General features: G+C 72.7%; 23 protein-coding genes and 1 pseudogene. 11 read left to right on the top strand and 13 right to left on the bottom strand.

All coding sequences use genetic code 11. From position 1 onward, the window contains the following. Positions 1-72: 72 nt before the first annotated feature. The gene (locus K330_RS0108740; RefSeq protein WP_022921454.1) at positions 73-693 is read right to left on the bottom strand and encodes a hypothetical protein; all 621 of its coding nucleotides are present in this window, start codon (positions 691-693) and stop codon (positions 73-75) included. Between the two features lie 93 nt (positions 694-786). Beyond that, positions 787-1,431: a lipoyl(octanoyl) transferase LipB gene (gene lipB / locus K330_RS0108735; RefSeq protein ID WP_022921453.1), complete on the bottom strand. Its 645-nt coding sequence runs from the start codon at positions 1,429-1,431 to the stop codon at positions 787-789. 88 nt (positions 1,432-1,519) lie between these two features. Here lipB and K330_RS24040 point away from each other — a divergent pair, with 88 nt between their 5' ends. After that, positions 1,520-3,217, top strand: coding sequence for a serine/threonine-protein kinase (locus tag K330_RS24040; protein ID WP_202804511.1), 1,698 nt, complete (start codon positions 1,520-1,522; stop codon positions 3,215-3,217). Positions 3,218-3,253: 36 nt separating this feature from the next. Here the strand turns inward: K330_RS24040 and K330_RS24670 are convergent. From K330_RS24670 to lpdA, 4 genes and pseudogenes are all read right to left on the bottom strand, one after another. After that, positions 3,254-3,703, bottom strand: a pseudogene (locus K330_RS24670) (SRPBCC domain-containing protein); the annotation flags it as partial. Positions 3,704-3,711: 8 nt separating this feature from the next. Then, entirely contained in the window at positions 3,712-4,833 is a 1,122-nt protein-coding gene (locus K330_RS0108725; RefSeq protein ID WP_051145528.1) for a spore photoproduct lyase family protein, read from the bottom strand. Between the two features lie 155 nt (positions 4,834-4,988). Next, the gene (gene sucB, locus K330_RS0108720) at positions 4,989-6,932 is read right to left on the bottom strand and encodes a 2-oxoglutarate dehydrogenase, E2 component, dihydrolipoamide succinyltransferase (protein ID WP_022921450.1); all 1,944 of its coding nucleotides are present in this window, start codon (positions 6,930-6,932) and stop codon (positions 4,989-4,991) included. Positions 6,933-6,992: 60 nt separating this feature from the next. Beyond that, a complete protein-coding gene (lpdA, locus tag K330_RS0108715; protein ID WP_022921449.1) occupies positions 6,993-8,372 on the bottom strand; it encodes a dihydrolipoyl dehydrogenase in 1,380 nt (459 codons plus the stop codon). Between the two features lie 131 nt (positions 8,373-8,503). On the opposite strand from lpdA, the gene K330_RS23895 reads away from it, so the two are divergent. Then, entirely contained in the window at positions 8,504-8,680 is a 177-nt protein-coding gene (locus K330_RS23895) for a DUF5302 domain-containing protein (protein ID WP_022921448.1), read from the top strand. 168 nt (positions 8,681-8,848) lie between these two features. Here K330_RS23895 and K330_RS0108705 read toward each other — a convergent pair whose 3' ends face one another. Then, positions 8,849-10,375, bottom strand: a complete 1,527-nt coding sequence (locus tag K330_RS0108705; RefSeq protein ID WP_022921447.1) for a leucyl aminopeptidase — start codon at positions 10,373-10,375, stop codon at positions 8,849-8,851. 87 nt (positions 10,376-10,462) lie between these two features. Here K330_RS0108705 and gcvT point away from each other — a divergent pair, with 87 nt between their 5' ends. Beyond that, entirely contained in the window at positions 10,463-11,569 is a 1,107-nt protein-coding gene (gcvT, locus tag K330_RS0108700; RefSeq protein ID WP_022921446.1) for a glycine cleavage system aminomethyltransferase GcvT, read from the top strand. A gap of 12 nt (positions 11,570-11,581) precedes the next feature. On the opposite strand, the gene K330_RS0108695 is transcribed toward gcvT, so the two are convergent. Next, on the bottom strand, positions 11,582-12,226 hold the full coding sequence (locus K330_RS0108695; RefSeq protein ID WP_022921445.1) for a response regulator transcription factor: 645 nt from the start codon (positions 12,224-12,226) through the stop codon (positions 11,582-11,584). A 341-nt stretch (positions 12,227-12,567) separates the two neighbouring features. Here K330_RS0108695 and K330_RS0108690 point away from each other — a divergent pair, with 341 nt between their 5' ends. Next, positions 12,568-12,774, top strand: a complete 207-nt coding sequence (locus K330_RS0108690; RefSeq protein ID WP_022921444.1) for a hypothetical protein — start codon at positions 12,568-12,570, stop codon at positions 12,772-12,774. Between the two features lie 79 nt (positions 12,775-12,853). On the opposite strand, the gene K330_RS0108685 is transcribed toward K330_RS0108690, so the two are convergent. After that, entirely contained in the window at positions 12,854-13,402 is a 549-nt protein-coding gene (locus K330_RS0108685) for a bifunctional adenosylcobinamide kinase/adenosylcobinamide-phosphate guanylyltransferase (protein WP_022921443.1), read from the bottom strand. A gap of 122 nt (positions 13,403-13,524) precedes the next feature. Then, positions 13,525-14,076, bottom strand: a complete 552-nt coding sequence (locus tag K330_RS0108680; RefSeq protein WP_022921442.1) for a DUF937 domain-containing protein — start codon at positions 14,074-14,076, stop codon at positions 13,525-13,527. Positions 14,077-14,162: 86 nt separating this feature from the next. Here K330_RS0108680 and K330_RS0108675 point away from each other — a divergent pair, with 86 nt between their 5' ends. Further along, positions 14,163-14,378, top strand: coding sequence for a hypothetical protein (locus K330_RS0108675; RefSeq protein WP_022921441.1), 216 nt, complete (start codon positions 14,163-14,165; stop codon positions 14,376-14,378). Positions 14,379-14,408: 30 nt separating this feature from the next. Here K330_RS0108675 and K330_RS0108670 read toward each other — a convergent pair whose 3' ends face one another. Continuing rightward, a complete protein-coding gene (locus K330_RS0108670) occupies positions 14,409-15,014 on the bottom strand; it encodes a DUF3043 domain-containing protein (protein WP_022921440.1) in 606 nt (201 codons plus the stop codon). A 29-nt stretch (positions 15,015-15,043) separates the two neighbouring features. Beyond that, a complete protein-coding gene (locus K330_RS0108665) occupies positions 15,044-15,253 on the bottom strand; it encodes a hypothetical protein (protein ID WP_156875748.1) in 210 nt (69 codons plus the stop codon). 168 nt (positions 15,254-15,421) lie between these two features. Between K330_RS0108665 and K330_RS0108660 the strand changes: the two genes are divergently transcribed. Next, entirely contained in the window at positions 15,422-16,738 is a 1,317-nt protein-coding gene (locus K330_RS0108660; protein WP_188791451.1) for a dipeptidase, read from the top strand. Next, positions 16,731-17,678: a glutathione S-transferase family protein gene (locus K330_RS0108655; protein ID WP_022921437.1), complete on the top strand. Its 948-nt coding sequence runs from the start codon at positions 16,731-16,733 to the stop codon at positions 17,676-17,678. Before K330_RS0108660 ends, K330_RS0108655 begins: the two co-directional genes overlap by 8 nt. 138 nt (positions 17,679-17,816) lie before the next feature. Here the strand turns inward: K330_RS0108655 and K330_RS0108650 are convergent, their stop codons facing one another. After that, positions 17,817-18,284 (bottom strand): hypothetical protein, encoded by a 468-nt coding sequence (locus K330_RS0108650; RefSeq protein ID WP_029202485.1) that lies wholly within the window; start codon positions 18,282-18,284, stop codon positions 17,817-17,819. Positions 18,285-18,569: 285 nt separating this feature from the next. Here K330_RS0108650 and trpS point away from each other — a divergent pair, with 285 nt between their 5' ends. The 4 genes from trpS (at position 18,570) to aat (ending at position 22,098) form a co-directional block, all read left to right on the top strand. After that, positions 18,570-19,700: a tryptophan--tRNA ligase gene (trpS, locus tag K330_RS0108645; protein WP_022921435.1), complete on the top strand. Its 1,131-nt coding sequence runs from the start codon at positions 18,570-18,572 to the stop codon at positions 19,698-19,700. A gap of 2 nt (positions 19,701-19,702) precedes the next feature. Then, the gene (locus K330_RS20200) at positions 19,703-20,836 is read left to right on the top strand and encodes a glycerate kinase (RefSeq protein ID WP_022921434.1); all 1,134 of its coding nucleotides are present in this window, start codon (positions 19,703-19,705) and stop codon (positions 20,834-20,836) included. Positions 20,837-20,918: 82 nt separating this feature from the next. After that, positions 20,919-21,272, top strand: coding sequence for a HesB/IscA family protein (locus tag K330_RS0108635; protein WP_022921433.1), 354 nt, complete (start codon positions 20,919-20,921; stop codon positions 21,270-21,272). Between the two features lie 142 nt (positions 21,273-21,414). Beyond that, positions 21,415-22,098: a leucyl/phenylalanyl-tRNA--protein transferase gene (gene aat / locus K330_RS20195; protein ID WP_040657905.1), complete on the top strand. Its 684-nt coding sequence runs from the start codon at positions 21,415-21,417 to the stop codon at positions 22,096-22,098. Positions 22,099-22,143: the final 45 nt, after the last annotated feature.

Here is a 22,143-nt window from a genome sequence, read left to right as displayed (position 1 = left end):
GCTCGCCCGGACCCTGCGCACCAAGTCAACACCGCGTCTGTGTCGCAGGTGCACCATCTGTTGCAGCGTGTCTCACGTGCTCACCAGGGCGACGACCCCGATGCCGGCGGCCAGGACCCCCGCCGTGCCCGCGGCGATCGTCCAGAACCTGCGGGGGTGCCCCGCCCAGTTCCGGGGCAGGACCCCTGGCCACTCTGCCTCGAGCAGGGCCGGTGACGCGACGGGCATCGTGACCACCTCAGGGGCGACGGCGAGCAGCGCCTCCACCGTCTCGTCGGTCCAGCAGCCGGTCAGGCTCTGCCACAGCGGGGTGCCCCAGGCGTCGAGCAGGATGAGGTAGCCGTCGACCGAGGTGGGCAGCGCGAGGGCCTCCACGTGGACGGCCGTGGCCACGGCGCCCCGGGGGATGCACGTCTCACCGCGGCACGTCCGCATGCGCAGCTCACGGTCGGTGACGGTCACCCGCCCGTAGCCCCAGCACGCGCACACGACGAAGGTGTAGAGGGTGAACGCGGCCCACACCGCCACGAACAGGCCCGGTCTCGCGGGCGGCGACTCCAGCGAGCCCAGCACCATACCCGCGGTGAGAGCAGCCGTGAGCTCGACGAACACCACCATCGGCCGCTGCTTGCCGGCGGACCGGCGGCCGCCCACGTGCAGGACCGCCTCGTCGACATCGCTCCACGTCACCATGGGGCGCGACGCTAGCCGTGCCCCGCCGGCGCGGGCAGCCGTTGTCCACAGGCAGGTCGACCGCGACGGTGGGCGGCACCTGCGGGAGGAGGGTCAGTGCGCGGCAGCGCCCTCCAGCACCCGCTCCAGGTGGGCGGTCACGACCGGCAGCACCTCGGCGACGGTCACGTCGCGGTCGAGCTCCTTGCTCAGGGACGTGACACCGGCGTCGGTGATGCCGCACGGGATGACGACGTCGGCGTAACCCAGGTCGTTGTCGCAGTTGAGCGCGAAGCCGTGCATCGTCACGTCGTGGCTCACGCGGATGCCGATGGCGCCGATCTTGCGCTCCGGCCCGCGCTCGTCGGCGTCGACCCAGACCCCCGAGCGCCCCTCGACGCGACGGGTCTGGACGCCGAGCTCACGGCATACCCCCATCATCATGTCCTCGAGCCGGCGGACGTGACCGACGACGTCGACCGGCTGGCCGAGCCGCACGATCGGGTAGCCCACCAGCTGCCCCGGCCCGTGCCAGGTGATCTTGCCGCCGCGGTCGACGTCGATGACCGGCGTGCCGTCCAGCGGTCGCTCGTGCGCCTCGGTGCGCTTGCCCGCGGTGTAGACCGCAGCGTGCTCCAGCAGCAGCACGGTGTCCGGCAGCTCGCCCGCCACGACCTGCCGGTGCACCTCGCGCTGGTGGTCCCACGCCTGCAGGTAGTCGACGTAGTCCGGGGCGAAGCCGAGGTGCTCGAAACGCATGACGGTCACTCTACGCCGGGGCCTGTGGACAAGTTCTGCGGGCGGTGGGCGGTCGCTGGCACGGTGGAGCACGTCGGAGGGAGGACGCATGGAGGGTATGGAGCACGCGCCGCAGGTGCCGGGTTACGAGGTGCTCGGTCCGCTGGGGCAGGGGGCCAGCGCGACGGTATGGCGTGCGCGTCGCCTCGGCGACGGGCTCGTCGTGGCCCTCAAGGTGCTCACGCCGGCTGGTGGGGACGTGACGGAGGGTCTCCGGGAGGCCGGGCTGCTGGCCGGGGTGCGGCACCGGCACGTCGTGCGGCTCTACGACGTCCTTCCGCTGCCCGACCCCGCGACCGGCCGGCCGGTCGCGGTGGCCCTGGCCACCCAGCTGGCCGGCGGTGGCTCCCTGGGGCAGGTGCTGACCCGCCGGCGGATCCTGTCGGCGGGTGAGCTGGTGACGGCTCTCCAGCCGGTCGCCGGGGCGCTCGCCGACCTGCACGCCCAGGGGGTCGTGCACGGCGACCTGTCGACCGGCAACGTGCTGTTCCTGCGGGACGGCATGCCGCTGCTGGCCGACCTCGGTGCCGCCCGGATCACCGGGGCACCGGCCGGTGACCCCCAGGGCACCGGCGTGAGGTCAGGGCTGGTCGCGCCGGAGGTGGTCGAGGGGTTCTCGCCCACGCAGGAGTCCGACGTCTACCAGCTGGGGGCGGTCGCCTGGCTGTGCCTGGCCGGTGAGCCACCGGGACCGCCGTGGTCGCGCGGCACCCTGGAGGAGCTCGCACCGGGGCTACCCGCCGGGCTGACCGACCTGGTCACCCAGTGCCTCGCCCCCGAGCCCGGCGACCGCCCCGACGCCGAGGAGGTCGCGCTCGGGCTGCTGGCGGTGGCCACGCCGGAGCCGGTCGAGGTGGCGCCGGACGCCGATTCCGGCCACGACCTGACCGAGCGCCTTCGACGCCAGGCGCACGAGGACCTGGGGCCCGAGAGCCAGGAGCTGTCGCGGCCGAGGTGGCGGGCGCCCTGGCGGCGGTCGCGGCCCGACGCGGGCGCCGCCGCGCGGGGACGCCCGCCGACCGGGCGGTCCGCCCGATCGGGCACGCACCGGCGGAAGCGTCTGAGGGAGGGCGCTGCGTCGCCCGACCGGGCCCGCCTGTTCGCCGCCGCGGTGGTCGCCGTGGTTCTCGTGCTCGGCGCCGTGGTGGCCGGGACCCGCCTCGGGCCCGGGGTGTTGGACCTGGCCCGGGCGGGCTCCGGAGAGTCCCCGTCCGCCGTCCCGTCGCCCCCGCCGTCGATGGCCCCGCCGTCGATGGCCCCGCCGTCGGCAACCGAGGACGAGGCGGTCACCGGGGTCGCGGGAGCCGCGGCCGACGCGGAGGCACCGCCATCGCCGACGCGGTCGCCCCTGCCTGAGCAGGGGCCTGTCGACCTCGCCCCGGCCCTCCAGGGCCTGGTGGACGGACGCGCGGAGGCGTGGCGGACCGGTGACCCGGCCCTGCTCGACGGCGTCGTAGCCGACGGGTCACCCGCCCTGGACACCGAGACGGCCGCGCTCGCCGACGCCCGGGACCAGGGAGTGCGTTATCCCGACGTCCGCTTCAGGGTCGAGGCTGCCGAGGTGGTCGGCCAGGACGACGCGCGGCTCACGGTCGACGCGCTGGTCCTGCGTGACGGTCTGCGGGCCGTCGGGTCCGACGGCGGCACCGTGGCCGAGCATCCGGCCACCACCGACGACGTCCGCCTCGTGCTGACCCGGGAGGGCGACGCGGAGCCGTGGCGGCTGTGGTCCTGGGGGCCGGGCTAGGACGCGAGGTAGGCGGCGAGGTTGGCCAAGCGAGCTGGCCAGGCCGGCCTCGTGCTCCTCATGGCCGATGCCGGCCGGCACGTCGCGCGCCGTGACGGTCACTCGGGTCCCGCCCACCTCCGGCTGCAGCTGCCACGTCATCCGCATCGTCCCGCCGAACCGCGCGTCCGAGGACTCGAAGGTGACGGCCTGCTCGACGAGTCGGTCGGGACGCAGAGCGACGAGGTGGACGACGGTGACGTCGGAGTCCGCCGTGGTCTTGGGGTCCACGGGGTCCGCGAACCGCAGCTCCATCCGGAAGCCGCCGCCCGGTCTCGCGTCGAGGCCGGTGACTCTCCCGGTCGCTCCGGCCGGGGGCAGCCAGGACTCCAGCGCGACGGGGTCGAGAAGGGCCGCATAGACCGCCCCTGGCCCGGCGGCGACGACCCGCTCCGCGCGGTCGACCCGGTCACCGTCCGTCCTCACGCGTCTCTCCTCGCGGTGCATCCGACCTGTCAGAAGGCGTAGCGCACACGCAGCCAGGGCGCGTGCTCGCCGATCAGCTCCTGCAGCCGCGTCAGGCCCTGGCGCTTGACGTCGTTGCGGTAGCGCACGTTCCACATGCCGCTCTGCGAGCGCTTGGGCTGCTGCTGCGCAGGCGTCCAGAGCACCTCCTCCGCCTTCGGGTGCCAGCCCAGGTTCACCTCGTGCAGGTCGCGGTTGTGCGTCAGCATGATGACCTCGCACGCGGCCTGCGCCTTGAAGGGCGCGCCGACCTCGTCGTCGAGCCGCCGCAGCAGCTCGGCCCAGTCGAGCTCCCACCCCTCGCGCAGCACGACGGGGGAGAAGTTGAGGTGCACCTCATACCCCGCCTCGACGAAGTCGTCGATGGCGGCGATGCGCTCGCCGACCGGGCTGGTGCGCAGGTCGAGCACCCGTGCGTCCTGCTCGGGCATGAGCGAGAACCGGATGCGGGTGCGGCCCTGCGGGTCGAGGTCGAGCAGCTGTCGGTTGACCAGCTTGGTCGCGAAGCTGGCCTTGGCGGTGGGCAGGGTGCGGAAGGTCGCGACGAGGTCGGCCACGTTGTCGCTGACGAGCGCGTCGACCGAGCAGTCGTTGTTCTCGCCGATGTCGTAGACCCAGGCGACCGGGTCGACCTGGTCCGGCTCGGTCTTGATCCCCTGCCGGCCCACGTGGCCGCGCAGGTAGCGGGTGATCTGCTCGATGTTGGTGAAGACCGTGATCGGGTTGGCGTAGCCCTTGCGGCGCGGCACGTAGCAGTACGCGCACGCCATGGCGCAGCCGTTGGCGGTGGAGGGGGCGATGAAGTCGGAGGAGCGCCCGTTGAGGCGGGCGGACAGCGACTTCTTCACGCCCAGGACGAGCGTCTCGGTCTTGACCCGCACCCACCGCTCGACGTTGCCCTCGTTGCCGTGCAGCTCGGGGATCTGCCAGTGCGAGGGCACCTCCACGACGCGGGCGTCGGGGAAGCGGCCGAGGACCTGCTGCCCGCGCGGGGTGGCCAGGGCCTCGGGCTCGGCGTAGATGGACCGGACCTGCAGCAGCCGGCAGGCGGCATCGTCCAGCGGGGTCGGGGGTGGGGGTTCGAACAGCGGCAGCACGGGCTCCGACGTCACGACGGGAGAACACCCCGCGCTCGGGCCCCATTCCGCCCGAGGCCTCACCCGGTATGCCGTGCGCCGGGGTGGGGGCAGCCGGCGCGGGAAAGGCGCGACCCCAGGGACCATGTCGATCCCTGGGGCCGCGCCCTCGTCTCCCGGACGGGTGCGTCTCAGACCTCGAAGTTGCCGTCCTCCAGGCGCTCCTTCATGGCGACGAGGAAGCGGGCGGCGTCGGCGCCGTCGACCACACGGTGGTCGTAGCTCAGCGCCAGGTAGACCATGTCGCGGATCGCGATGGTCTCCCCGCCGTCCTCGTCGGTCACCACGACCGGGCGCTTGACGACCGCGCCCGTGCCGAGGATCGCCACGTTGGGCTGGTTGATGATCGGCGTGTCGAAGAGCGCGCCGCGCGAACCGGTGTTGGTCAGCGTGAACGTCGCGCCGGACAGCTCGTCCGGACCGACCTTGTTGTCGCGCGTGCGCGCGGCCAGGTCGGCGATCTTGCGGGCCAGCCCGGCGATGTTGAGGTCGCCGGCGTCCTTGATGACCGGCACGAGCAGACCGCGCGGGGTGTCGACCGCGACGCCGAGGTTCTCGGAGCCGTGGTAGACGACCGTGTCGTCCTCGACGCTGGAGTTGACGATCGGGTAGGCCTTGAGCGCCTCGATCGCCGCCTGCGCGAAGAACGGCAGGAACGACAGCTTGGTGCCCTCGCGCTGGAGGAACTCGTCCTTGGAGCGCTTGCGCAGGCGGGCCACCTTGGTGACGTCCACCTCCAGGACGGTGGTGAGCTGCGCGCTGGTCTGCAGGGACTCGACCATCCGCTGGGCGATGACCTTGCGCAGCCGCGACATCTTCTCGGTCGTGCCGCGCTTGGCCTGCGACTCAGCGCTCGCGGCCGGCGTGGACGCGGCCGGTGCCTGGGCCTGGGCCGGGGCCTCCTGCTGCGCCGGCGCGGCCTCGGCTGCCGGGGCCTCCTTGGCCTTGGCGGCGTCGAGCACGTCCTGCTTGCGGATGCGCCCGCCGACCCCGGTGCCAGTGAGGCTGGCCAGGTCGACACCGTGCTGCGCCGCGAGCTTGCGCACGAGCGGGGTCACGTAGGCCGAGACGTCCTGGCCGCCCTCGGCCGGCACGGCCTCCGAGACGTCCTTGTGGGAGGAGGACCCGGTCTCCGGCGAGGTGGTGCCGACACCGACGGCCTCCTCGGGCTCCTTGACGTCACCGGAGCCACCCTTGGAGGCCGACTCCTCGGCGGCGACCTGGTGCGTGCGCTGCTCCTCGGCAAGGTCGTCGCTGCCGCCGTCGTCGGTCTCGGAGTCGTGGGTCTCGGGCTCCTCGGTGGGCGCCTGGGACTCCGGCTCGGGCTCCGGCGTGGACTCCTGCTCCGACTCGGAGGCGGGCTCCTCCTGGGCGTCGGCAGAGCCGCCGCCGGAGGACTCGCCACCGATGATCGCCAGCTCGCCCCCGACCTCGACCACGTCGTCCTCGCCGACCAGGATCTTGGTCAGGACACCGGCGACGGGGGAGGGGATCTCGGTGTCGACCTTGTCGGTGGAGACCTCCAGGAGGGGCTCGTCGACCTCGACCGTGTCACCCTCGGACTTCAGCCAGCGCGTCACGGTGCCCTCGGTCACCGACTCACCCAGCGCGGGCATGGTCACGGTCTCGCCGCCGCTGACCTCGCCGCCACCGGACCCGCCGGACCCGCCGGACCCAGAGGACTGCTGCTCGGCCTGCGGCTCCTCGGCGGGTTCCTCTTGGGCCTGCGGCTCCTCGGCCTGCTCGTCGGCGGGCTCCTCCTGGGCCTGCGGCTCCTCGGCCTGCTCCTGCGACCCGGACTCGTCGTCGGAGCCGCCGTCACCGCCGGAGGACTCGGAGGAGTCACCGACGACGGCCAGGTCGGCACCGACCTCGACCGTGTCGTCCTCCTGGGCGAGGATCTCCAGCAGCGTGCCGGCCACCGGGGAGGGGATCTCGGTGTCGACCTTGTCGGTCGACACCTCCAGCAGTGGCTCGTCGACCTCCACGCTGTCGCCGACGTTCTTGAGCCAGCGGGTCACGGTCCCTTCGGTGACGGACTCACCGAGGGCCGGCATCGATACACGTTCCGACATCTGTTGTCTCTCCTCGTCCGGGGGTTGGAAGTCTACGCAGTGGATTGCCGCGAGGTCAGGTCAGGCGTGGGCGTGCAGCGGCTTGCCCGCCAGCGCCAGGTGCGCCTCGCCGAGGGCCTCGTTCTGGGTGGGGTGGGCGTGGACGAACTGCGCCACGTCCTCCGGCAGCGCCTCCCAGCCGACGATGAGCTGGGCCTCGCCGACCTGCTCGCCCATCCGGGCGCCGACCATGTGCACGCCGACGACCGGGCCGTCGGGTGCCGAGCGCACGAGCTTGATGAAGCCGGCGGTGCCCAGGATCTGGGACTTGCCGTTGCCGCCGAGGTTGTACTCGTAGACGGACACACCTTCCCCGTGCTTCTCCCGCGCCTGCTCCTCGGTGAGGCCGACGGTGGCGATCTCGGGGTCGCAGTAGGTCACCTTGGGCACCAGGGTGTCGTCGACCGGCGTGGGCTCGAGCCCGGCGATGTCCTCGGCCACGAAGATCCCGTGGGCGAAGCCCCGGTGGGCCAGCTGCGGGCCGGGCACCAGGTCGCCGACCGCGCGGACGCCCTCGACGTTGGTGCGCAGCCGCTCGTCGGTGGGGACGTAGCCGCGGTCGAGGGTGACGCCGACCTGCTCGTAACCCAGGTCCTGGGTGCGCGGCCCGCGTCCGACGGCGACGAGCAGCAGGTCGGCCTCGAGCACGTCGCCGCCCTCGAGCTCGACGCGCACCCCGGCGTCGTCCTGCGTGGCGGAGGCCACCTTCGCCCCGGTGCGCACCGCGATCTTGCGCTTGCGGAAGCCGCGCTCCAGGGCCTTGGAGACCGCCGGGTCCTCCACGGCGACCAGCCGCTCGAGCGCCTCGACCACGGTCACCTCGGCCCCGAAGCTGCGGAAGACGGAGGCGAACTCCACACCGATGACCCCGCCCCCGAGGACGATGACGCGGTCGGGCACGTGGTCGACCTGCAGCGCCTGCTCGCTGGTCATGATGCGGCCGCCGACCTCGACGCCGGGCAGCGTGCGGGCGTAGGAGCCGGTCGCCAGCACGACGTGCTGCCCGGTGAGCTCACGGTCACCGACGGTGACCGTGGTCGCCGACGTCAGCCGGCCCTTGCCCTCGACGTAGGTGATCCCGTCGGCAGCCTTGACCAGACCCTGCAGCCCCTTGTGCAGCCGGCCGACGACACCGTCCTTGTAGCTGTGCACGGCGGCCATGTCGATCCCCTCGAGCGCTGCGCTCACGCCATACCGTGCCCCGTCCCGGACGCTGTCGGCGACCTCGGCGGTGTGCAGCATCGCCTTCGTCGGGATGCACCCCCAGTGCAGGCAGGTCCCGCCCAGCTTGTCCTTCTCCACCAGCGCCACGCGCTTGCCGAGCTGTGCGGCGCGCAGCGCGCAGGCGTAGCCTCCGCTGCCGGCACCCAGGATGACGATGTCGAACTCTTCCGCAGGCATGGCGGCAATCCTGCCATCCCGGCCGCCGGGGGGCCGGTGCGGGTAGCCACGCCGCCGCAAACCTGGTGACAGGCGGGACGGCGCCGTGTCACAGTGGCACCGACCCTGTCCCCGGGAGAAAGGAGGTGGCCGTGAACGACTCTCCGGTCACGGACGACGTCAAGGCCAAGTTCCGAGAGGCGCTGGCGAAGAAGCGGGCCCATGGCGGCACCGACGTCTCGGACCACTCCGAGCACGGCAAGGTCGGCAGGGAGCGCGGAGCCAAGACCTCCGGGACCCAGCAGATGTTCCGCCGCAAGAGCGGCTGACGGACGCCGTCCGTCGCGGACGCGAGGGGCACCTCCCGATCGGGAGGTGCCCCTCGTGCATGTCCGGCGTGCACGCGCCACTCAGGTGAGTGAGACGTGCACGCGCCGGCCGAGTATGGGGCGCACGCGCCACTCAGGTGAGTGAGACGTGCACGCGCGGGTGGCGCGTCAGCCGGAGTAGCTCCGCGCCAGCTCCACCAGCGTGCGGACCGCGGCGCCGGTCGCGCCCTTGGGGCTGTAGCCCCACGCCGCCTTCTCGTTGAACGCCGGGCCGGCGATGTCCAGGTGCGCCCACGGGATCTGGCTCGCGCCCTCGCCCTCGCCGCGCGTGCCGACGAACTCCTTGAGGAACGTCGCCGCGACGCTCGCCCCGGCGGACCGCTCACCGGTGTGCTTGAGGTCGGCGACCGGCGTGTCGAGCGTCGGGCGGATCTCCTCGGGCAGCGGCAGCGGCCAGGCGGTGTCACCGGCCGCGTTGGCCAGGCGGGTGACGGTCTCGCGCAGCTCGTCGTCGTTGCCCATGACGCCCATGGTCCGGTCGCCCAGCGCGATGATGCACGCACCGGTCAGGGTCGCGACGTCGACGATGGCGTCCGGGCCCTGCTCGGTCGCCAGCGCCAGCCCGTCGGCCATGACCAGGCGGCCCTCGGCGTCGGTGTTGATGATCTCGACGGTGCGCCCGTCGCGCATGGTGACGACGTCGCCGGGGCGCTGGGCCAGGTCGCCGGTCATGTTCTCGGCGAGGCACAGGTATGCGGTCACCCGCACCGGCAGGCCGAGCTCGGCGACGGCCAGGACGGCCGCGGCGCAGGCGGCGGCACCGGCCATGTCCATCTTCATCGTGACCATCGAGGCGCCGGGCTTGATGCACAGGCCGCCGGAGTCGAAGGTGATGCCCTTGCCCACCAGGGCCAGGTGCTTGGTCGCACCCTCGGGCGCGTAGGTCAGGGTGACCAGGCGCGGGCCGCGGGCCGAGCCCTGGCCCACGCCGAGGATGCCACCGCAGCGCTCCTGCTCCAGCCGCTCGGGGTCCCAGACCTCGGCGGTGACCGTGTCACCCAGGCGGCCGGTGACGGTGTCGGCGAAGGACTCGGGGTAGAGCACGTTGGGCGGGGTGTTGACGAGGTCGCGGGCGAAGCGGACGGCGTCCACCACGGCCGTCGCGGCGGCCGTGCCGGCCTCGGCCTCGTCGGCGGGGACGCCGGGGACGACGGCCTCGCCGAGGGGCGCCCTGGCCGAGTCGGCCTTCCCGACGCCGTGGTGCTCCTCGAAGGTGTACGCGCCGAGGGCCGCGCCCTGCGCGACGGCGGTCGCCTCGTCGGTGCCGGACTGGCCGAGAGCGAAGACGGCCCGGGACCGGCCGGCCAGCGCACGGGCGCCCACGCCCGCCGCGCGGCGCAGCTGCTCGGTGCGCGTGAGGACGCCGCCGGACGGCATACCGACGACGACCACGAGACGGGCCGCGACGCCCGGGACGCCCGCGAGCCGGGTGGCCTCCTCGGCCGAGGCCTCGGCCCCCACGGCCGCGAGCGCCTCCTCCAGGTGGGCGGCCGTCTCCGCGTCGAGGCCGTGGTCGGCGACGAGGGTGACCTGCTTGTCGTCGTTCTTCCGGGCGCCCACGACCAGGGCGTCGGCCTCCACCGCACTGGGGGCCTGGTCGGTGAGCAGAAGTGTGGTCGGGCTGCGGTCGGGCATGTACGACGTCCTTTGTCTGTGTTCACGTGCCGTGATGGTTACCGCCCACGAGGGTATGTCACGCGCGGGGTGGCTAGGGTGGCGGACATGAGCGACTCCACGACGAAGACCTCCCCGCTGCACGACAAGCACGTGGCGCTGGGGGCCAAGATGGCGGACTTCGGCGGCTGGTCGATGCCGATCGAGTACCCCGGTGGCGGGGTCGTCGCCGAGCACACGGCCGTGCGCGAGCGCGTCGGCGTCTTCGACGTCTCGCACCTGGGCACCGCCACGGTGACCGGCCCGGGCGCCAAGGACTTCCTCAACTCCTGCCTGACCAACGACCTGGAGCGGATCCAGGCGGGCAAGGCGCAGTACACGATGTGCTGCGACGAGAGCGGCGGCGTCGTGGACGACCTCATCGCCTACCTGCGCGGGGACGACGACGTCTTCCTCATCCCCAACGCGGCCAACAACGCCGAGGTGGTGCGCCGGCTGACCGAGGCCGCCCCCGAGGGCGTGACGGTGCAGAACGTCCACGGCCAGCACGCGATCCTCGCCGTGCAGGGCCCGCGGGCCGACGAGGTGGTCGAGGCGATGGGGCTGCCCACCGGCCACGAGTACATGAGCTTCGTGGACACGCAGTGGCAGGGCCACCCGCTCTCGGTGTGCCGGACCGGGTACACGGGGGAGAAGGGCTACGAGCTGGTGTGCCGGGTGGAGGACGCCCCGGCGGTCTGGGACGCGGTCGTCGAGGCGATGCAGCCCTTCGACGGGCTGCCCTGCGGCCTCGGCTCGCGCGACACCCTGCGCACCGAGATGGGCTACGCGCTGCACGGCAACGAGCTCTCCCTCGACATCACCCCTGTCATGGCCCGCACCGGGTGGGCGGTCGGCTGGAAGAAGAACTCGTTCTGGGGCAAGGAGGCCCTCTCGGCCCAGCGCGAGGCCAAGGAGGGCCGCCTGTCCAACGGGCTGCTGGTCACCGGGCGCGGCATCCCGCGCGCGGGGCAGTCGGTGCTCGACGCCGACGGCAACCAGGTCGGCGAGGTCACCTCCGGCACCTTCTCCCCGACGCTCAAGCAGGGTGTCGCGCTGGCGCTGCTCGACCGCGGCGTCGAGGAGGGCACGGCCGTGACCATCGACGTGCGTGGCCGCGCGGTCGAGGCCGAGGTGAAGAAGCCGCCGTTCGTGGAGGGCGGCGCCAGCTCCTGACCCGGCCGGCGGTCAGCCGGTCGCCACGTCCTGGTGCTCGCGGAGCCAGAGGACGGCCTCGGTGCGGCTCTGGGCACCGATGCGCTCGTAGGCGTTCTCCAGGTGCTTGCGGACGGTTCCCTCGGAGATGCCGAGCCGTCGCCCGACCGTCCGGTTGGGCATGCCGAGGGCGACCAGCTGCAGGATCGCCCGCTGCCGCACGGTCAGGTCGTGCGGCTCCGCGGGCCGGGAGGTGTCCGCGTGATCGGCCAGCGTCGCCTGCAGCAACGGCCGCAGGTGGGGCAGGAGCAGCTGCGTCAGCGTGAGCTCGCGCTCCCCGTAGGGCTGCCCGGAGTCCCGACCGGTGCGCAGCCGCAGTGACCGTCCTCCCGGGAGCGGATAGGCGAGCAAGATCTCGTCGACGCACGGGTACTCGGCCGCCACGGGGTGGTTGGCCCACTCCCCGGCGGTGAAGAAGGTCCGGGTCGAGGTGACGCAGGCCAGGCCCGTGCGGTCGACGAGGCTGCAGTCCAGCTGCCACCAGTACTGCTCCATGACGTCCGAGCCGCCCAGCGCGTCGAGCTGGGCGACCTGGGGAGCGAGCAGGAGCTCCCGCTCGCCCTGCTCGACGAGCTGCAGGTGGGAGCGGGAGAACCGTCGGCCGAACGCCACCGTCATGTCGCCGAAGGAGGACCAGTCGCTGCCCAGCAGCCGGTCCAGCCGCTCGAGCAGCTGGAAGGTGGCCCCGTGGCGGTGGAGCCGGGTGCGCCGGCCCGGCCCAGGGCGAGGATGTCACGCAGCAGGGAGATGTCGTGACCGGTGATGCTCTTCTCGCCCATGCGGGCCTCCTGCGACGTTGTCCCCAGCGTAGGCCCGGTCCGTGCGGGCGCGCCATACGCGCATCCGCGTACTACGAAGAACGTCGTATTCCGTCGGACGCGCCCGGGGGGCAGCGTGGGAACCAGCACTCACAGCCCGGTCGTCCGGACGGGGCGGGGGCCCGGCACAGGAGGATCGACATGAACACGCGCGTGCGTACCCGGTTGCTGGCCGTCGTCGGGGCAGGGACCGTGGCCGGTCTGCTGGCCGGCACCGGCATCGCCTACGCCGGTCACGGCCCGGCGCCCCAGGCAGGCGCCCACCCCACGGTGGTGTGCGGGTCCGTCCAGCCGGGGGAGCAGGCCGAGGGCAGAGGGTTCGGGCCTACCCATCACGTCGCCCTGTGACGGACGGCCGCCGGGCACAGGTGGGTCGGACCGGGTCTGCGGCGGGCCCCCCCGCGGGGGCGCCCGCCGCACCCGCGGGTCAGACGCTGCCGAGCAGGGGAGCCCTGCTGAGGTCCAGCACGCGGCCGCCGATGACGGCGTAGACGTGCGGGCAGGCGGCAGACACACGCTGGTTGACGTGGGAGATCAACTCGAGGGTGAGCCGCTCACGGGGGTCCTGGGGGACCTGCACCCAGGAGGTGTCCTGGGAGACCGTGACGACCTCGAACGGCATCGCCCGCAGCGCCACGCTCAGCTCGTCCAGCCGATCCTCCACGAAGGCGCGCGCCCGCTGCGGGTCGTCGGCCAGCGCGTCCTCGTCCAGCAGCCCCTGCAGCCAACCGCTGAGGTCGTCGATGAGGACCGGGTGGCGTGAGGCGAGCAGGGCCTGCGTGAGGTCGAGGGTCTCCAGGGTCCGCCACTCCGCGGGGTGCTGCTCCGGGGAGCGCGCAGGAGCACCGTCGTCGTGCTCCTGGGCCGGGGCAGGGCGGGTCGAGACGACCGTCACCCTGGGGTGGCGGGCCAGCAGCGCCGCCGCGTGGCGCGACTTCCCGCTGCAGGGGCCACCGAGCACGAGGGTCGCGGTCATGGAAGGTCTCCTACGTCCTGCCGGGGCCGACGCGCGGAGCCGGTGCGCGCCTGGGCGTCAGCATAGCGACCGGTCAGAGGCGGTCCCCGTCGGGGAACACACCCCTGCCGAACCGGGCAGCGTCAGCGCCGGCCACCCAGGATGCCGCCCAGCACGTCGCCGAGGATGCCCCCGCCCCCGGACTGGGGCTGGCGCCCAGTCGCCGACCCGAGGGCGGAGCCGAGGATGTCCTGCAGGACCGAGGTCGGTTCGGCGCGGCCGGCGGAGGCCTGCCCGCCGGTCGCACCACCTACCTGCTTGGCCAGCCAGGACAGCACGATCGGGGCCAGGATCGGCAGCAGCTTGCGGACCAGGGCCGAGGACTGGCCGCCGCCCAGCCCGCCCAGCTGGGTGACGACGGCGTCGGTGTTGCCGCCGAAGACGTGGCCGACGATCTTCTCGCCGTCGCGGGTGTCGATCGAGTCCAGCCGGACGTCGTCGGCCAGGCCGTCCTGGTGCTGGCCCAGCGCGTCGAGCAGCGACCGCGCGCCGTCGCCCTGCTGGGCGTTGGCGCTCAGCCCTCCGAGAAGGGCCGGCAGCGCGGCCTGCACCGCCTGGCGGGTCGTCGCCTCGTCCTCACCCACGGCCTCGGCGAGCTGCCGGGTCGGGATGGCGTTCATCAGCTGCTCGATCATGGGGCGTCCCTTCGTCGTCGGCCTCGGCGAGACCTCGTCCCCCACGACAGTAGGACACCGTCGGAGTCGCCGCATACGGTTGAGGGATGAGCGAGAACTACACCTGGAGCTACGAGAACAACGACGGCACCCCCATGGGCGAGCTGGCCATGGCCTCGGTGACCTTCCCCACCCAGGCGGACGCCGAGGCGTGGCTGTCGCAGGAGTGGCCCACCCTGGCCGACGCCGGCGTCCAGACCGTGACCCTGCGTCGCGGCGAGGACGTGGTCTACGGCCCGATGAGCCTCAGCCCCGCGGAGTAGCCCGGCGCCAGGTCGGGAGCCGCCTTCGGCTCAGTGCCGGCGCAGCTCCTCGCCGCGGGCGACCGCCGGACGCGGGACGCGCGAGGCGCGCATCTGGAAGGAGCGGAGCACGACATACCAGGCGGACCCCCGGCCCGGCTCCGTGCCGAAGGTCTCGATGAACCTGGCCTTCGTGCGCTTCCACAGCAGCCAGCCGTCGAGGATGCCGAAGAGGATCAGGGCGTAGGCGCCGACGAAGAGCTGGCGGGCCCAGTCGTAGGGCAGGAACGACAGCGCCAGGATGACGACCATCGCGGGGAGCAGGATCTCTCCGACGTTCCAGCGGCGGTCGACGGCGTCACGCAGGAAGCGGCGCTCCGGCCCGCGGTCGCGCTCCATCAGGTACTTCTGCTCGCCGCGCATCATGCCGTCGCGGGCCTTGGCGCGCTCGGCGCGGATCTTGGCCTTGTCCTCGGGCGACCTGCCCTTGGTCGACTGCACGAGCGGGCGCCGGTTGGCGGCCTCGGCCTCGCGGCGCCGCGGGGTGGGACGCCCCTTGCCCTGGGGACGGGACCGGTCGGTGACGGCCGCCTCCTCCACGGTGGTGGACTGGCTCGCGGTCAGCTCGACCGGCTCCGACTTCTTCCCGAAACGCACCCGTCCAGTGTAGGCGGCGCGCGGGGCGGTCAGGACCGAGAGTCCGACGAACCGGACGAGCCCGACGAGCCCGACGCGGCTGCGACCGCACCGGCGACGACGCCGAGCGCGGCCCCGGCCGCGACGGCGAGCGCGAGCGGCCAGTCCATCAGGGCCGCGGCCGGCACCGCCAGCGCGGCGCCGGCGACCAGGCCGAGGCCGACCGAGGGCCAGCGGGTGGACGTCTGGGATGTCGCCATCGACACCACCTCCTCCCTCGATCCTACGGTATGTAGTAATGCGTGGCCAGGGTGCGGCCCGCTCGCTGCTCCCCGCTCCCGCACCATAGGGTCGGGCAGGTGACCGAACAGCAGCAGACCCCTGCCGACCCCCGCGCCGCCGACCTCGCCGCCCGGGTGCGCGACCTCATGCCCGGCGTGCGCTCGGACCTTGAGACCCTCACCCGCATCCCGTCCGTGTCGCTGCCGTCCTTCGACCAGCACCACGTGGAGGACAGCGCCCGGACCGTCGCCGAGCTGCTCCAGGCCGAGGGGCTGCAGGTCGAGGTCGTCCGCGAGGGCGGTCAGCCGGCCGTCATCGGGCACCTGCCCGCCCCCGAGGGGGCCCCGACGGTCCTGCTCTACGCGCACCACGACGTGCAGCCGCCCGGGGAGAGCGGGTGGGACACCGACCCCTTCGAGCCCACCCAGGTGGGCGAGCGCCTCTACGGCCGCGGCGTCGCCGACGACAAGGCCGGGGTCATGGCCCACGTCGCGGCGCTGCGCGCCCACGGCGGCCGCCCGCCCGTGGGCGTCACCGTCTTCGTCGAGGGGGAGGAGGAGGTCGGCTCGGAGAGCCTGCCCCACATCCTGGAGCGGCACGGCGACCGGCTCGCCTGCGACGCGATCGTGCTGGCCGACTCCCACAACTGGAAGATCGGGGTCCCGGCCCTGACCACCACCCTGCGCGGGATGGTGCGCGTCGTCGTCGAGGTGCGCGCCCTGGACCACGGCGTCCACTCCGGCCTCTACGGCGGGGCGGTGCCTGACGGCCTCACCGCGCTCGCGCGGCTGCTGGCCACGCTGCACGACGAGGCCGGTGACGTCGCCGTCCCCGGGCTGATGAGCTCGGAGGCCGCCGACCTCGACTACTCCGAGGACGACCTGCGCGCCGACTCCGGCCTGGCCGACGGCGTCTCGCCGATCGGGACCGGCTCCTTCCTCTCCCGCATGTGGACCAAACCCTCGGTCACCGTCATCGGCATCGACGCCCCCTCGGTCGACCGCGCCGCCAACCTGCTGACCCCGGTCGGGCGCGCCAAGCTCTCGATGCGCATCCACCCGGCCGAGGCGCCGGGCACGGCATACCAGGCCCTCAAGGAGCACCTGGAGCGCAACGCCCCCTGGGGCTGCCAGGTCAGCGTCACCCTCGACGACGAGGGCAGCGGCTTCGCGGCGGACGCGCAGGGGCCGGTCTACGACGCGGCGCGCGCGGCCTTCCGCGACGCCTGGGGCGGGGTGGAGCCGGTCGACATCGGCGTCGGCGGGTCGATCCCGTTCGTCGCGGCCTTCGCCGAGCGCTTTCCGCAGGCGGCGATCCTGGTCACCGGCGTCGAGGACCCCGACACCCGGGCTCACGCCGCCAACGAGAGCCTGCACCTCGGCGAGTTCGAGCGGGTGTGCCTGGCCGAGGCGCTCCTGCTGGAACGGCTCGGCGCCCTGGGCAAGGATGGATCCCATGACTGAGCAGGAGACCCGCAGCGGCTCGTACGTGCAGGACAGCTACGAGCGCAAGGCCCGCTACATCGAGACCCGGATCACGAGGGACGGTCATGACGGGTATGGCGTCGAGCCGGGGCGCTACCGCCTCGCCGTCTCGCGCGCCTGCCCCTGGGCGCACCGCACGATCCTGACCCGCAAGCTTTTGGGGCTCGAGGACGTGCTGTCGATGGCGGTCGCCGGCCCGGTCCACGACGAGGACTCCTGGACCTTCGACCTCGACCCCGGCGGAGTCGACCCGGTGCTGGGGATCCCCAAGCTCAAGGACGCCTACGACAAGCGGCCCGACGGTTATCCCGAGTCGGGGATCACGGTGCCGGCGGTGGTGGACACGCAGTCGGGGATGGTGGTGACCAACGACTTCCACCAGATCGTCAAGGACCTGGTGACCGAGTGGACCGACCACCAGCGCCCCGACGCCCCCGACCTGTGGCCCGAGCACCTGCGCGACGAGATCGAGAAGGTCTCCGAGCTCGTCTACCACGACGTCAACAACGGGGTCTACAAGTGCGGCTTCGCCGGCCGGCAGGAGTCCTACGAGAGGGCCTACGACGCGCTGTGGGCGCGGATGGACTGGCTCGAGGAGCGGTTGTCGACGCAGCGATACCTGGTCGGTGACCAGCTGACGCTGGCGGACGTGCGGCTGTGGCCGACGCTGGTGCGTTTCGACGCGGCCTACCACGGGCACTTCAAGTGCAACCGTCAGAAGCTGACCGAGATGCCGGTGCTGTGGGCCTACGCCCGCGACCTGTGGCAGACGTGGGACTTCGGCTCGACCGTGAACTTCGAGCACATCAAGGCGCACTACTACGCCACGCACCTGGACATCAACCCGACCGGGGTTGTTCCCAAGGGGCCGGACACGTCCGGGTGGGACGTGCCCGCTGGACGCGAGGCGCTCAGCTGACGAGCGCGTCCCGTGGAAGTGTCGACACGCTGGGCACTTTCACGGGACGACTCCGGGGGGTATGCCGAAGGGCCCGGTCCGTGCGGACCGGGCCCTGTGTCGTGCGGCTCGAAAGGTGACTGGGCGCTGCGGAACTGCCTAAAGCAGCGGCCACACCTTCGTGGCCGGCAGGGTCCCCGACCCCGCCCCGGGCGTCGTCGTCGGGGTGCGGTTGCCACAGCTGCTGTAGTTGTTGTTTCCGGTGTTGAGGCAGTCAGAGTCGCTCTCCACGTCAGGCCCGGACCACGAGAAGCAGATCAGCAGGTTGCCGTTGGTCGCGCTTTTCTCGTTATCCGTGAACTGGTAGACGAGGCGCCCCTCAGCCGTCACGGCGGCCGTGATCGGCGTGAACTGCACGAAGGCATGGTCCGCGGCGTTCGGTGTCCACGTCCAGCTGGTCACGGTGACCGACGTGCCGGCGGGGAGAGTCGTGTTGAAGACGAAGTAGTACTGGTTCGCTCCGCCGCCCGAGCTGTTCTTGCAGGACTCCCCGAGGTTGAAGACGATCGGGCACGAGTTGGGCGAGCACGTGACGTTGGCCGCTGCCACCGTCGACCCCATCGCCACGACAGGGACGCTCCAGGCTGCCCCCTTGACCAAGGTCCGACGGGTGGTTTTCAGGGCCTCGCCGGTGTTCTGAGTTGTCATGAGGAAGCTCCCCTTTTGTCCACGGTTCACGGGTCGCGAACGATGTAACAAGACTATCCGGACCTGCCCCCACGTCAACCATCAACGTCGAGAGATTGACCACACAGTGCGACGACATCGTTGCCGGTCCCGAGCCTTCTGACCCCCGTCAAAGCCCGGTACCGCGAACAGCATACGTCACCTCGTCCCGTAGCATCAGCCTCCGTGACCACAGCGCCCGACATCCTGCAGGACGACAGCTCTGACGCCCTCGCCGACTCGACCTCCGACGCCTCCTTGGCCCGCAGCCTCGCGCGCTCCGCGCAGATCGAGCGGCAGCTGGAGACCGACCCCGGGCAGTTCCGGATGCTCACCGGCGACCGCCCCACGGGCCACCTGCACCTGGGCCACTACTTCGGCAGCCTGCGCAACCGGGTCGCCCTGCAGGACAAGGGTGTGGAGACGTTCGTCCTCATCGCCGACTACCAGGTCATCACCGACCGCGACAGCGTGGACAGCATCGGCGAGCGGGTGTTCTCCCTGCTGACCGACTACCTCGCGGTCGGCCTGGACCCGCGGCGCACGACGATCTTCACGCACAGCCAGATCCCGGCGCTCAACCAGCTCATGCTGCCCTTCCTGTCCCTGGTCACCGACAGCGAGTTGCGCCGCAACCCCACGGTCAAGGCCGAGCAGGAGGCCACCGGCGGCCGGCCGATGAGCGGCCTCATGCTCACCTACCCGGTGCACCAGGCGGCCGACATCCTCTTCTGCAAGGCCAACGTGGTGCCGGTGGGCAAGGACCAGCTGCCGCACCTGGAGCAGACCCGCGTGGTCGCCCGCCGCTTCGACGAGCGCTACGGCCGGGCAGGGGACAGGAGCGCACCGGTCTTCCCCGCGCCCGACGCCCTGCTGTCCGAGGTGCCCAACCTGCTCGGCACCGACGGCACCAAGATGAGCAAGTCCAAGGGCAACGTCATCGAGCTGCGGATGAGCGCCGACGAGACCGCCAAGGCCATCAAGAAGGCGGTCACCGACGCCGACCGCCACATCACCTACGACCCCGCGACACGGCCCGAGGTGTCCAACCTCGTCCTGCTCGCGTCGCTGACCACCGGGCGCGACCCGCACCTGATCGCCGAGGAGATCGGCGACGGCGGCAGCGGCACGCTGAAGAAGCTGGTCACCGAGGCCGTCAACGAGCACCTCGCCCCGTTCCGCGCCAGGCGCGCCGAGCTCGAGCAGGACCCCGCCGAGCTGCGCCGGGTCCTCGCCGAGGGCAACGCCCGGGCCGACGCCGTCGCCGAGGCGACGCTCGCGGAGGTCCGCGAGGCCATGCAGATGGTCTACGCCTGACGATGACCAGGCCGGCGCCGCGCGTCGTCGTCGTGGCCGAGGGCTGCGGCGACCTCCCTCCCGTCGAGGCCGCCCACCAGGTCGGTGCCGGGTGGTCGCAGCGGGCGCCCCACGCCGACGTCGAGGTCCACGCCTCGTCCTCGGGCGCGGCCGGCTTCGCCGAGGTCGTCGGGCGCACGCTCCGCGCCTCCTTCCTGCCGGTCGTCGTCCCCGGGCCCAGGGGGGAGGAGGTCCCCGCCAGCCTCGCGCTGGTGCGGGACGACGACGGTGCCGGCGGCACGGCATACCTCGACACCGCGCAGGTCTGCGGGCGTCACCTCGTGGGGGAGGACGCACTGCTCGACCCCGCGGGTATGACGAGTGCCGGCGTGGGCAGGCTGCTCGCCCTGGCGCGGGAGACCGGGGTCGAGCGCATCGTCGTCGGCGTGGGGCCGCTCGCCTGCCACGACGGCGGTGTGGGCCTGCTGCGCGAGCTCGGTGCGGGCGACGACCTGGAGCACCTGCCCGCGGTGCGCCGGGACTGGTCCGGCACCCGGCTCGTGCTCGCCACCACCACCGAGGGGTCGCTGCTGGGCTTCCACGGCGCCAGCGCGACGCTCACCGAGCGCCACGGCGTCGCCCCGGAGGTCTCGCAACGGCTGGAGACCGAGCTCGGCGAGCTGACCGACCGGGTCAACCAGCTGCTGCCGCCGGCCCGCGACCTGCTCACCGGGCTGGCCCGCCGCCCCGAGCGCGAGCAGGGGTCCGGCGCCGGGGGAGGCGTGGGCTACGCCCTGCAGCTGCTCGGTGCGCGCACCGACACCGCGCCCCGTCTCCTTCTCGACGAGCTGGGGATCCGCAGGCGGCTCCCTGGCGCGCTGCTCGTGCTCGTCACCGACGCCTACGACCAGGACACCGTGCACGAGGGCGTCGTCGCCGACACCGCCCGCGCCGCCCTCGAGACGGCGACGCCGACGGTCGTCCTGGCCCGCTCAGTGTCGGTCGGGCGCCGCGAGGGGATGTCGCTGGGGGTCAGCGGGTCCTACGAGCTGCGGCCGGGGGAGGACCTGCCCGCCCTCGCGGCGCGCGTCGCGCGGACCTGGACACCACCGCCGCCCGCGACGCCCCCGCCCGGGTCAGCGGCCGGCACCGGCTGACGTAGTCTTGACGGCGGGAACAACCTCGCCCCGCCGCGACGTTGCTCCCGGCAACGACTTCCCTCACGAGAGGACCGGACGCATGACCGACACCACCCAGAGCACCGCCACCCACGGTGTCACGCTGACCGAGCTCGCCGCGGGCAAGGTCAGGAGCCTGCTCGAGCAGGAGGGCCGCGACGACCTGCGTCTGCGCATCGGCGTGCAGCCGGGCGGCTGCTCGGGCCTGATCTACCAGCTCTACTTCGACGAGCGCACCCTCGACGGTGACCTGTTCGCCGACTTCGGCGGTGTCGAGGTCGTCGTCGACCGGATGAGCGCCCCCTACCTCGACGGCGCGACGATCGACTTCGCCGACACCATCGAGAAGCAGGGCTTCACGATCGACAACCCCAACGCGGGCAGCTCCTGCGCCTGCGGCGACAGCTTCAGCTGACCGTCGAACGCGAGCGCAGCGAGCCTGTTCGACGGAAACAGGCGCTGAGCGCGAGCGAAGCGAGCACGGAGCAGTCCGAGGAGCCTCATCGCCACCGTGTGGCGGTGGGGCTTTCTCGCGTCCGGCCACCACAATGACCCGTATGCCAGTGGAGCCAGCGCCGACGCCGTGGGACCTCACGGTCGAGCGCGCGGCGCCGGGGGAGGACCTCGTGGGCATCGGGGCTGACCTGGAGCCGGGCACGGTCCTGGAGGCCTACCGCCAGGGCATCTTCCCCATGGGGCTGGGGGTCGGGGGTGGGCCGCCGCTGGGCTGGTGGTCGCCCGACCCGCGCGGGGTCCTCCTGCCGGGCGACCTCCACGTGAGCCGGTCCCTGCAGCGGTCGATGCGCCGCTTCGAGATCACCTACGACACCGCCTTCCTCGACGTGGTCCTGGCGTGCGCCGACCCCTCCCGCCAGGGTGCGTGGATCACGCCCACGATGGTCGCGGCCTACCACCGGCTGCACGAGCTGGGCTGGGCGCACTCGGTCGAGGTATGGGGTGACGGTCACCTCGTCGGGGGGCTGTACGGTCTCGCGGTCGGCCGGCTGTTCGCGGCCGAGTCCAAGTTCCACCGGGCCACCGACGCCTCCAAGGCCGCGGTCGTCGCGCTGGTCAGGACCCTGGAGGAGGACGGGGTGCCCTGGGTGCTCGACGTGCAGTGGCGCACCGACCACCTGGCCACCCTCGGGGTGCGCGAGGTGCCGCGCACCGCATACCTCGAGCTGCTGCGCGCCGTGGTCGCCCAGGAACTGCCCAGCCGCTGGCGTGGGAGGCCCTCCTGAGAGGGATCCCACGTGCGACACTGCAACAGTGGTGCAGGTATGGTT

The sequence above is a fragment of the Ornithinimicrobium pekingense DSM 21552 genome, assembly GCF_000421185.1.
Taxonomy (GTDB): Bacteria; Actinomycetota; Actinomycetes; order Actinomycetales; family Dermatophilaceae; genus Ornithinicoccus; species Ornithinicoccus pekingensis.
Note: the sequence above shows the minus strand (reverse complement) of the source record. Positions and strands in the feature narration are given on the sequence as shown.